Origin of the sequence: uncultured Pseudoteredinibacter sp. (assembly GCF_947500695.1) — a bacterium.
Taxonomy (GTDB): Bacteria; Pseudomonadota; Gammaproteobacteria; order Pseudomonadales; family Cellvibrionaceae; genus Pseudoteredinibacter.
In genome coordinates this window covers 60,332-72,649 of sequence record NZ_CANMSS010000004.1, presented here as the reverse complement: position 1 = coordinate 72,649, position 12,318 = coordinate 60,332, and the positions used below count along the sequence as shown (strand labels likewise).

The window sequence follows — 12,318 nt, the reverse complement described above, 5'->3', positions numbered from 1 at the left end:
CTAAAGTAATCGCTGTCCCAAATGAAGGGGAATTTTAAGCTCCCCTTCTCTTAGGCACTCTAACAATAGAGGATCATCAGCCGCCATTGGCGGAGCATAAAAATAGCCCTGTCCTAAGCTACAACCCATATCTCGCAATGCAAAATGCACTTCCTTGGTCTCTATCCCCTCGGCCACAACGGTGAGCTGAAGATTGTTGGCAAGCTCGATAATGGTTTTCACGATACTGTGTTGTTCAGCGTCCTCAAACATGCCTGAGACGAAAGACTGATCAATCTTCAACACATCAATTGGTAGTTTTCTCAAATACGCTAAAGAGGAATAGCCAGTTCCAAAATCATCGATCGAGATTAAATGCCCCATGCTTTTAAGCTTGGCGAGCTGTTCAATGCAGACTTCCATGTTTTCCATCACCATATTTTCAGTGATCTCAAGCTCTACCATCTCACAAGCAATATGACTGGCACTCAGCAGGCGGTTAAGCTCTTCGGAAAAATTAGGTTGCAGCAATTGCTGGGGTGAGACATTAACCGCTATTGGTACCGCGTCATAGGCATCCAACTGCCAGGCTCGTAACTGCCTTGCTACCTCTCCTATCGCCCAAAGCCCTATTTTAATAATTAACCCAGTTTTCTCTGCAACCGGTATAAACACCCCCGGACTGACCAAGCCTCGTTGAGGGTGAACCCAACGCAACAGGGCCTCCAAACCCATCAAACGGCCTGTAGCCAAACAAATTTTTGGCTGGTAGTAGAGCCGAAATTCGCGTTGATCGATCGCCCTACGTAATTCAGACTCCAACTCAAGTTCAAGCCGTGATGTTTCGCTCATTCTTTGCGTATAAAAAGCATAATCATTACCGCCTTTGGCTTTAACACTGTACATAGCGGCATCGGCGTTCCTGAGTAGCTCATCGACACTTCTTCCGTCATCAGGACTTACAGCCAAGCCAAGGCTTAATGAAACATAGAGTTCCTTATCCTCAATCACGATCGCTTGATCAGCTTGCGCAAGAACTCGTTGAGCCAACTGTGTTACATCCCAGTTGCTTGCTGTTTGGCAAGAGACAATTACGAACTCATCACCACCAAGGCGGGCAAGGAACTCACCAGCGCGCAAGCACGATTTTAGTCGCTTTGCCAAAGCCACCAACAACATATCGCCATAATAGTGGCTAAGCGAATCATTGATATTTTTAAATCGATCAACATCCAGAAAAACAAGCGCCAAGCGCTTACTGTTTGATTTAACTTCTGAGTTGATTAACTTTTCTAAATGCAGGTTCAAATAATAGCGATTATGCAAGCCCGTCAAGGTGTCGCAGCTTGCTAAATCACGCAACTCATTTTCATGCTCGATACGTTCTGAAATATCCGAAAACAAAGCAATATAACGAGAGTTTTCAAGATCTAACTGATCAATGATCGAGATACTATATTCCACTGGCATTGCGCGTGTTGGGCTACGAAGGCGCAGACGTCCGCGAATGCTCCGCTGCTCTCGTATTTGCAACCAGCGCATTTCAAAATCATCTTCTGTGTTAAGTTTGTGTACAAACTCCCAAATAAAACGCTGCGACACATCGTTTTGAACAAAAGATTTAAAAGCCCGATTGGCAGAAACGATACGGCCATTAGATTCGATAACACAGACACCTTGATTTACACCATCAATGCCTTTGGCATACTCCAGAATTTTCTTATTGGCCAGATACTCAGATCGATACTTATCCCAGCGCAAGTAAGCCAATAACAACAATATTGATACCGCTGCCACCAGGTAAATCAATCTAGCTAACCAAGAATTCCACCAAGCCGCCTTAACAAGAATGGCAAGCTGATCGCTTACCTCGTCTGAAGCTGCTGGCTTAACCTGAAAAGTGTACTCACCCGGGCTTAATGCCGTGTACGTAGCCTGATTGTGGCTCGCACTTAACCATTGCTCGCTCAGCCCCAACAAACGGTACATAGGCTTTTCGTCACCATTCTTGTAAAACTGCCCGTCTCCGAAATTCAGGCGTATGGCACTGACATTATGGTCAAGTTCAACATTTTCTAAGGGCGACAGATGAGTTTCCAGGGGCTTATCTGAGGTATAGGTGTTTACGCTGTGTATTCTAGTCGGCGTCTCACTATTGGCATAAGGCAATGGAAACTGAACTTTGTAGATAACCCCATGAGAAGACAGCCACAACTCCTCAGCTTTATATTTAAGCGGGGTGACTCCACGCAAAAAAGGAAAACCTTGGGTATGATAGTAATCGAACCACTTTTCGCTATTAAACTCAAAAAATTCAAGGTTCGAATTTAAATCATTTCTAAGCCAGCAGCCTTCGGTACTGCAGTGAACACGCCGAAAAAATCGATCGTCTCGCAGTACTTTCGTTGCTGCTTGGGAATTATCCAACTCATCTAGGCTTAAGCGGTAGGCGCCATCAGAAAATAGGTAGAGCTCATTAGATCGGATGTAGAAGTCAGCTGGACTGTGAACTTTTAAGGGCTTTTCATGAAGCTTTTCGAAGCCATCACTCGCCTCGTTGTATCGATATAGAAAACCCTTTACGAAGAAATATAGCTGCCCATCCTCAGATACGGAAAAGTTGCTTTCAACAGTGGTAAAGTCTCCCTCAATTTTATAACTGTATCTGCCGCCTTTTTGATCGATACGCAGCACTTCATTAGTAGGCATCCGAACCCAAACTTGCTGCCTATGAAGAACATCAACATAAGCTGGGTAAATTTTATCTATCTGTTCCAGAGTTTGAGAAGGCAAATGAAACCGATAAACTCCACGGTAAGTGCTGATATATAAGCTATCACCCCGTTTAACCGCAGCTATCAACTGGCCTGGTATATTCTCTACTTGAGTTACCTTTCCGTGAGGGTCTAAGCGAATAAAGTAATCGGCATCACCAAATAGCCAAGTACTGTCATTATCTTCAATCGCGATAAATGCCCGAAAGTCTTTCAGGGTGTAGCCTTCTTTTTTCAGTCGGTAGGTTTTTACTCTGCCACCTATGGGGTTCCAAAACCTAGGCGGCGATTTTAAGTAGCTGATTGCGAGAGAACCATCGTTGTCAACAAACAAACTGTACGGATTACCAACACCCAGTTTATTTCTTGCGGCATTAAAACTGTGGTATAGAGTTTTGCGATCACTCGACCATTGGAATAAGCCGCCTCCCATAGGCACCACCCAAACACCACCATTTTCCCCAGCTGCAAGCCGCCTTATCTGCACGCTCTTTCCTGTGCTCAATGGCATATGCTCAGAACTATCAACTCCTTCTGGAAAGATCCCAGCTGAACGAATCAAATAACCTGTTCGATCAAACTCGAACAAACGATTATTCACCCCATAAACAAAGCGATCGACGCCCGTCTTAATAAGCTCACCGCCAGCTTTGCTTAAGTGAAGTTTGAAGCCTTCATCGCTTATCTGAAGAGGCGAATCAGTCGCAGCCTTAAATGAGCCAGAGCGAATATCAAATACCTGAACACCCTGGGCGAAGGACGAAATAAGAACCGTATCACGATCAAGCGCGACTAAGGTCTTGAAAGAGTATGTTGGAGAAGACGTTGCCGCAACACGCCTAGGCAAAAAGAATTGTTGGAAGCTGTCAGTTTTTGGGTCGTATAGATTTAAACCATCAATGGTCAACACCCAAAACCGTTGATACTGATCCTCGATCAAGCCCGTCACATAACCGTGACTGATGCCCTCTCCTTTAGGGTAGTGTTTAATCTGATGATTGCTCAAGTCGACTCTAAATAAACCCTGAGCGGCGGTCCCTGCCCAAATATAGCCATTATATTCCAGCAAGCGGATAACAACCGAGCCCGTGGCATCTCCGCGGGCATTGCTCATTACTCTTTGGGATTCATTACCATCATATCTGACCAAGCCCAGCCCCGTACCTAACCAATAGTAACCTAAACTATCACGAGTTATCGCTAAGCTTTGCTCATTAGCAAAAGGGATATCCCGTTGATATAAGTGCATGGCGAGTTTTTCTTGACGAACGCTTGATTGCGAATCCTTCACCCCAAGAGTCTTATTCGCTAGCTTTTTTGTCCCCGCAGCAGACACGGATGGCCCGCCCACCACACTGGAAGGTTCTTGGTGCAAAGCTATGCTCAATGCAGTATAGAAAGTAATTAAAAAGCCGATAACGCTGACCAGCAAGCGGCGACAAAGCATGACGTTCCCATCTGAAAATATGATCCTTCAGTGAGAAGTTTGCGGTATAGGGCGCCACGCAACAATCCGTTTTTAAAACTGTTTACGCGAACGGAATGCAAAACTAAAGAACTAGATTATCAGAGCTAGAATTAACGAAAGAATTAGGCCAACAGAAAGCAGTGTTTATTTCAAATGTAACAGTCGCTACTTAAGAAGAAAGGGAGCGTATATCTGCAACGGATAATGCGGGCGACCCAGTAGCTTGTAATTCGGCATCTTTTATCAGCTGGTAGATACGCTGATTTAAAGACGATGAACAACGGTGTTGCTTGGACAGCTCGATAATGACCCCCTGAAACTCATCAATTTCGGTCAGGCGTTTTTGCTCTAGATCTTCATACATAGACGCCCGGGCCTGAGGGTCCACCTTGAGCATAGAGTTGGCGATTCTGCTGAACATAAAAGTAGGCAATCGAAGAATCCAGCAGAAAACTCTCATATTAACCGGTGCCACCGATATGTGCTCAATACCCGCGGCGGAAAGTACCGCCAAGCTCTCACTGACCACATCGGCCATTAGGCAGCGCCATTGGCGATTCATTAATTGTTGTTTAAGTGGCAAACCACCCAGCGCATTGACGGCATTATTAATATTAAGCAGCAGCTTGCCCCAAGCAATTTCATTAAATTGCTCCAGCGGTTTAAAGTTGATGTACTCTCCACTCAAAAATTCAGCCAAAGCTGGCTGCCATTCCATCATTAACTCAGCAGTAAATGTTGCTCTATGAAATCGGTTACCTTCACTATGAACAACATTGAATGGGATCATGGTCGCAAGAACCGCTTGCTCAAGTTGCTCTCGTAAAATTGCAGGATTTCTAATTCCGTTTTGAAGACTTAAGACTACGGCTTGCTTAGGTGCATGCCGTGAAATGTCTTTTGCTATTTCTTCTGTTACCAAGCTCTTTGCAGCCAATAAAATAATATCGGCTTCGGCCAAGCAACTGGCATCCGTACTTAGCTCTAGCTGTTCTGCTGCAAGCTTAATATCCAGTCCATCACCATCGCTTAATTGCAAACCCTTTTCTTGAATGGCATCAATTATTCTTGCTCGCCCCCACAGACACACTTTATGCCCCTGGGCCGCCAAAAGCCCCCCAACAAAGCAGCCAATACTACCCGCCCCTGCCACAACAATTTTGCTGCCCTTAGGAAATTGAGTAGGAAACTGGCTAATAGATTGAACAGGATCTTGGGACTGACTCATGGTGTTTTTGGCCTTATTTCTTATTATCTTATTTTGTTAGTCATTTAAAGCCGGCTATAGCTTTCAAAGGGGCTCGAATGGCCCCATATTGGTTTGAAGCGACAGCAAATCACAGGGCGAAAGCTGACATTTACTCTGCTTCTAACTACCCCTATCCAGCTAGCTCTAACTGAATTGATTGAGTATTACAGCAACCACCACCACCTGAGGCACACAGAGGAGCGGTAAAAACAAAGCCGTTTTCCAGCTCTTCATAGTGTCTTTAATTACCATCACCTCGGTATAGTCCGTCGCAACACCCGTCATTAGAAACGCAAAGCTATTGCCAGGTGCATTCGCCCTTGTCATTAAATCAGCGGCTATTGGAGTGGAGCCTTCAGAGCAAACTTCAATAATAGTCGCTGCCAGTAAAGTAGCCCCCAAGCCGATTAGGCTTGGACCGAAATACTGCTGAAAGTCATCTAGGCTGACAAAGCCCCTGATCAAAGCGGCGAGCAGAACACCAAATAACAGCCAGCGCACAACCATCTTAGAACCAGCCAAGGCTTCTTCCCAAACACTTAGCCACCAAGCTTTATCAATACGCAGCTCGCTCCATTGACGCTTGGCCTCTGGCCAAAATTCAAAGCCCTCTTCTAACTCTGCCGAATAGGGGTTCTCAGGCAATGTCCCTCGGCGGCTTAGGAGGTCGAAAAGATATCCGGTAATAAACGCTAAGATCATCGATAAGCCGATAAACGCTAGGGTCCACTGCCAGCCGATTAAGGCGATTAGGATCAACGTCAATGAGAGTGAATTCCAAGGACTTGCCACCAAAAAGGCCATGACCTGCCCTAGGCTGGCGCCTTTTCGGTATAGCTGCATGGCCACCATTAAAATACCGTGACTGCATAAATCCATCAGCACACCCGCTACGGTAGCGCGGCCCAAGCCATTAATGCTGCCACCTTTACCCAATATCGCTAACACAAAGCTTTGGGGTATCTTTGCTAAAAAACCGACAAACAAAGCCGCCAATACAACACTGAACCACATCGTATTGATTAATTCATACACCGTATCGGCCATTATTCCCAGCGCGGGGGATAAGGACCATACAAAGCTTTCCTCAATACCTAAATCATAAACCCAGTCAGATAAATTTAAGCTGTAGAAGAACAGTACTAAAACCAGACATACGCGCAAAAACCAATCGGGCTGATCAGCTGATTGCTCGCAGCAACTACTCAGCGCTTCTTGCGGCTCACTGGGGCAGCAAGTACTGGGAGCTGCCGGTTTAGTCCCACAGCAACTGCTTTGGGCGCTTGTCTCTACAGCAGGGTTAGATTCCGCGGCGCCAGATTTATTTTTACTTGAACAACAGGAGCTCATTTGCCTTCCTCCAAGTTCGATTCTTCCCCGCTTACAGTAGATAGCTCATCAAGAATGGCGCAGTGCGGCCCTTCATCACCTGCACATCGGCTAGCAAGCGTATTTAGAGTGTTGCGCATAGCCTGCAACTCAGCGATTTGGCTCTCTACTTGCTCTACCTTTTCCAAAACCAAGGATTTCACATGGGATGAGTGGCGCTGCTCATTGTCGTATAGGCCTAGTAATTGCCGACACTCTTCAATTCCGAAGCCAGTTGCCCTAGCTCTTTGTAAGAAGCGCAAGGCTTCAACATCACTCTCGCTATAGTCGCGGTAGCCATTGTCTGAACGCTTAGCCACTTTTACCAGCCCAATACTCTCGTAGTAACGTATTGTCTTGCTGCTTAGCCCGCTGCGTTTAGCCGCTTCACTAATGTTCATTGATAGACTCCTATTCAGCCTGCCATCTGCTAAAACTGAAGTTTTAGCTCCAATGGCTAGGCATACTAAAGCTTCCAGCAACTATAAGGTCAAGCAGGACTGCTGACAAATCTAAAAATCCAAATAAGAACCTCAAGGTTAAAGTAGGCCCTTGATTTTATTAGATATTTTTCAACCCTCCTTGAAAATCAAGGTGCAAGGCCAAACAGTATTAAAAGAAGTGTGGGCATACTCAGCAAACACTGTGCATTTATCGAGCACTCATAAGCAACGCTCAGGTCTTCCAGGATGAAGATATAAAACCAGACAGGAATTGAAGCTCAGGTATGATTCAACAGCAACAGACAGCCTTATTCCTCGCCCTATTGATGTCGGTACTAGCTTTGCTCTCCGTTGCATTCGCATATCAATGGCAATGGCTTTGGGCGTATAAAGTTCTGGCATTTCCGGGGCATTTAGTTCTTGGGCTCTTTTCTGAAGAGATCGATTTCTGGCCTAAACTGGCACTACTAACGGTCTCTCAATTTGTTAGCGTTTATCTATCAGCGATGTGTTTATGGCCTCTAGGAAAAAAGCTATATACAAAGCTGCAAGCCATGAACAATGCGCTAACGGAAAAGCAAAGCAAATAAGCCAGAACTCGCAGAGCCAAATGCTTAGTAAATGGGCCAGTAACAACTGGCCCCTAACTTTTATGAAGAACTACGCTGATAAACCATTCGATAAAGTGCAGGCAGTAAAACCAGCGTTAACAAGGTTGAAGAAACAATACCCCCGATAACCACCGTTGCTAATGGCCTTTGCACTTCGGCGCCTGCTCCTGTGTTAAAAGCCATCGGGAGAAAACCTAGGCTAGCAACAAGCGCCGTCATCAGTACTGGGCGCAGACGCGCACTGGCTCCTTCCCTAATTGCCTCAAGCAAGTCCTTACCCTGATCACGCAAATCACGAATAAAGCTTAGCATAACTACACCGTTAAGTACGGCTACGCCTGAAAGCGCGATAAAGCCAATAACTGCTGAGATTGATAGTGGCATTCCTCTTAAACTCAATGCAACCACCCCACCTGTAAGTGCCAATGGCACACCGCTGAAAATAATCAGAGCGTCGCGTAGAGAATTAAAGGTGCTATACAAAATACCCAATATCAACAACAGGGTTAAAGGCACAACAATACTCAAGCGCTCGCTGGCCGACTGTAGTTGTTTAAAGGTACCGCCATAATCAATCCAATATCCCGCAGGTATATCCAACTGCTGATTCATAACAGCTTTGGTATCGGAGATAAAACTACCAAGGTCTCTACCCTCAACATTCGCCGTAACAACAACGTTGCGCTTACCGCTTTGGCGATTGATTTGGTTCGGCCCTTCGATTGATTTAATCGTTGCTATTTCACCAAGCGGCACATAGCGCAGCTCAGGGTTCGCATCGATAGGTAGAGCGATTGGCAAGCGAGCCAGGGCTTCGGTATTTTCCCTTAACTCATTGTCATATCGCACCAACAAACGAAAACGCTTATCCCCCTCATAGATTACTCCGGCATCGATACCCGCCACGGCGGCACGCAAGTTTTGCTGCACATCATCTACCGTTAAACCTAACAAGGCTAAGTGATCGCGCTCAGGCTCTACACTCAACATAGGCAAGCCGGTTAACTGCTGAAGTTGTACATCCTTTGCACCGTCTACCTTGGCTAGCAACTCTGAGACCTGTCGCCCCGCGGCCTCTAAGACTTCCATATCATCGCCATAAACACGAACAGCAACATCGGCACGCACGCCCGCAATTAGCTCGTTAAAGCGCATTTCGATGGGCTGAGTAAATTCGTATTTATTTCCCGGTACAGGTAATACGGCTGCCCTTAGCTCATCCAATAATTCTGCTTTAGATTTATCAGGATTAGGCCATTCCTGCTTAGGCTTAAGGATCACATAGGTATCAGCGACGCTAGGTGGCATTGGGTCTGTCGCCACCTCGGGTGTTCCAATTTTGGAAAATACATGGCTAACCTCGGGAAAGCCACTGACAACCTTTTCCAGCTGCAACTGCATTTGAATCGATTGTTGCAAGCCAGTACCAGGTATACGCAAAGCATGCATAGCGATATCGTGCTCATCAAGTTGCGGTAAAAACTCAGAGCCCAATCGACTAAGCTGCCAAGCGCTGCTGCCCACTAGCAAGGCAGCGCTAAGCAAAACCACCAATGGAGCGCGAAGCGAGAGCGCTAATAAAGGTTGATAAGCTTGGCGTGCTCTAGCCATTAAGAAGTTTTCTTTTTCACTAATTTTGCCGCCCATCAAAATCGCCACTGCAGCCGGCACAAAGGTGATCGAAAACAACATAGCACCTAACAGTGCTGCCACCACAGTAAACGCCATCGGGTGGAACATCTTTCCTTCAACACCGGACAAGGCAAATATGGGCAGGTATACCAGCATGATAATAAACATGCCGAAAACCGCCGGCTGGATCACCTCGCGTGTACCTGCCATCACTTCACGTAGACGCTCTTCAATGGTTAATACACGTCCAAGACGATGTTGAGCCAAACCCAATCGGCGCAGCGTGTTTTCAACAACAATCACTGCCCCATCGACAATTAGTCCAAAATCAATCGCGCCCAAGCTCATTAAATTGCCACTTACACGATTAGCGGCCATACCCGTGATAGCAAATAACATGCTAAGCGGTATCACCAATGCAGCAATAAATGCAGCGCGAATATTTCCGAGCAAGGTAAACAATACGACGATAACTAAGACCGCACCCTCGAAAAGGTTGGTGCGAACCGTAGCAATGGTTTTATCCACTAGGCTTGTACGACTATAGAGCGCAACAGCTTCCACACCACTAGGCAAACTGCTATTAACCAGTTTCAGCTTATCGGCGACCGCTGCCGAGACGGTGCGACTGTTTTCACCCAGTAGCATAAAAGCCGTGCCTAACACGACTTCGGCACCGTTCTGGGTTGCCGCGCCACTGCGCAACTGCTTGCCATAACGTACCTCAGCTACATCACGCACGCGCACCGGCGCGTCGTCACGTTTAGCAATCACTACAGCGCCAATATCCTGCAGATCATTGAGCTGTCCCGGTGAACGTATCAGCCATTGCTCGCCATTCTTTTCGATAAAACCTGCGCCACGGTTTTGATTGTTTCGCTGCAGAGCTTGCAACAAATCCTGCAAATCAACTTTGTAAGCGAGTAGCTTGCCGGGCTCCGGTACAACTTCGTATTCGCGCTCGTAGCCGCCAATACTGTTGATTTCGGTAATACCGGGAACGCGAATCAACTGAGGTCTTACAATCCAGTCTTGAATGGTACGCAGATCTTCTGGGGTATATGCTTGACCGTCTTCACGCAAAGCGCCCTCTTTAGCTCGAACTACATAGCTAAAGATTTCACCTAGACCACTGGAAATAGGACCAAGCGCTGGCTCGACACCTTCAGGCAACTCATTTCGAATAGCCTGTAAACGCTCCGCTACTTGCTGCCGAGCCCAATAGATATCGGTACCCTCATGGAAGATCACAGTAACCTGAGACAAGCCATAACGAGATAGCGAACGGGTGTAGTCCAAATCAGGAATGCCCGCCATGGCATTTTCAATAACATAGGTAACGCGCTGCTCAGCCTCTAAAGGGGAATAACCCTCAGCCTGGGCATTAATCATTACCTGCACATTGGTGATATCCGGCACCGCATCGACAGGTAATTGCTTGGCTTGATAAACGCCAAGCCCCGCCATTAACAGCGTAAATGCGAGAATTAACCAACGCCTCTGCACCGCAAAGGCAATTAAACTATTCATAGCTTTGCCTCCTTAGTGATCGTGCGCTGCGCCGTCTTTCAGCACATCCGCTTTAATAATAAAACTGTTCTTGGTGGCGTATTGGCTGCCTGGTTTTAAGCCGCCCAACACTTCCGTATAGCGACCATCACTTTCGCCAAGCTCTAACATACGCACTTCAAACTGCTCACCAAATCGCGCGAACACAACGGTAAAGTCCCTAAAGCTCTGCAAGGCTTCATTTCGAACGGCTAGCGCAACCGGCTTTTGAGCAGTGCGAATACCCGCCTTTACATGCATACCCGGGCGCCAATGGCCATCGCTGTTATCAATTAAGGCACGGGCGCGAGCAATATGCCCCCCTGTCATTTTTGGTGCGATATAAATAATTTCGCCCAAGGCTTTTTCATGCTGGTGCATATCAGCCACAGTTACTGGCTGACCTAGTGCCAACTGCTCGATATCTTCAGGGAAAGCAGACATCTCTACCCACACAGAAGACAGATCCACCACCTTAGCTATCGCCTCTTCATCGATACGTTGACCAAGGCTCGCCATCCAATCTGTCACTTCACCGGCGATTGGGGCTTTAATCGTGTATTGCTGCAGCGTTTTTATGTTGCGCAAAGTGGCAATTTTCTGCCCGACTTTTACCTTTTCGCCAATGCTGACGTGGATTTTCTCAAGCATACTGGGATAAGGCGCATAAACTCCCGCTTGACGATCAACAGGAGCTTCGATAACACCAAATAGTTGGCGTTTAATATCAAGGGTTTGCGCGGAAGCCGTTGCCAGCTCGATGCCCGAAGCCTTAAGCATTTCATCATTGATGGTACTGCGCCCTTCATGGCTCTCATAGGCCCAATGATGGGTCTTACCATTCAAATTCAGTTCTACTTTGACATCATAGGAATGAGGTTCAATAACTGTTTGCTGGCCACGCAGGTAATCCCCCTCCGGCAAAAAGCTCAGGCGATCTACCTGCCCATCAATACGATGCAATTCTATTTTTAACTGCGATTGACTCGCTGCGATTAGCTCACCCGAGCGGTAAACAAAAACACGCATTTCTGGCGGCACGCCCGTTTCAAAAACGGTAATCTCTGCAGAGATATCGCCATCCATTAATAACTTGCCACCACGCGGGCCTTTTTGTTCTTCCTCGGCTGCCTGACCACCATGATCATGATCACCAGCAGAAACACTGGCACTAAAAACTAGAGTGATTAGCAAAGGCAGCAACATTAAAAGCTGACTTAATTTCAGATTTGATTTCATATGACTA

Annotated in this window: 7 protein-coding genes; 1 reads left to right on the top strand and 6 read right to left on the bottom strand. The window is 46.6% G+C overall.

What is annotated here, in order from left to right:
* The 4 genes from Q1A08_RS08970 to cueR all read right to left on the bottom strand — a co-directional run bounded on the left by Q1A08_RS08970 (position 1) and on the right by cueR (position 7,239).
* Positions 1 to 4,200: an EAL domain-containing protein gene (locus tag Q1A08_RS08970; protein WP_299772015.1), complete on the bottom strand. Its 4,200-nt coding sequence runs from the start codon at positions 4,198 to 4,200 to the stop codon at positions 1 to 3.
* A 190-nt stretch (positions 4,201 to 4,390) separates the two neighbouring features.
* Complete coding sequence (locus Q1A08_RS08965; protein WP_299772013.1) at positions 4,391 to 5,449, bottom strand: 2-dehydropantoate 2-reductase; 1,059 nt, start codon at positions 5,447 to 5,449, stop codon at positions 4,391 to 4,393.
* A gap of 165 nt (positions 5,450 to 5,614) precedes the next feature.
* Entirely contained in the window at positions 5,615 to 6,820 is a 1,206-nt protein-coding gene (locus Q1A08_RS08960; RefSeq protein WP_299772011.1) for a permease, read from the bottom strand.
* Positions 6,817 to 7,239: a Cu(I)-responsive transcriptional regulator gene (cueR, locus tag Q1A08_RS08955; protein WP_299772009.1), complete on the bottom strand. Its 423-nt coding sequence runs from the start codon at positions 7,237 to 7,239 to the stop codon at positions 6,817 to 6,819. Before cueR ends, Q1A08_RS08960 begins: the two co-directional genes overlap by 4 nt.
* Positions 7,240 to 7,565: 326 nt before the next feature.
* Between cueR and Q1A08_RS08950 the strand changes: the two genes are divergently transcribed.
* Positions 7,566 to 7,871: a hypothetical protein gene (locus tag Q1A08_RS08950; RefSeq protein WP_299772007.1), complete on the top strand. Its 306-nt coding sequence runs from the start codon at positions 7,566 to 7,568 to the stop codon at positions 7,869 to 7,871.
* 60 nt (positions 7,872 to 7,931) lie between these two features.
* On the opposite strand, the gene Q1A08_RS08945 is transcribed toward Q1A08_RS08950, so the two are convergent.
* Positions 7,932 to 11,054 (bottom strand): CusA/CzcA family heavy metal efflux RND transporter, encoded by a 3,123-nt coding sequence (locus Q1A08_RS08945; protein ID WP_299772005.1) that lies wholly within the window; start codon positions 11,052 to 11,054, stop codon positions 7,932 to 7,934.
* A gap of 12 nt (positions 11,055 to 11,066) precedes the next feature.
* Positions 11,067 to 12,311, bottom strand: a complete 1,245-nt coding sequence (locus Q1A08_RS08940) for an efflux RND transporter periplasmic adaptor subunit (protein WP_299772003.1) — start codon at positions 12,309 to 12,311, stop codon at positions 11,067 to 11,069.
* Positions 12,312 to 12,318 lie beyond the last annotated feature (7 nt).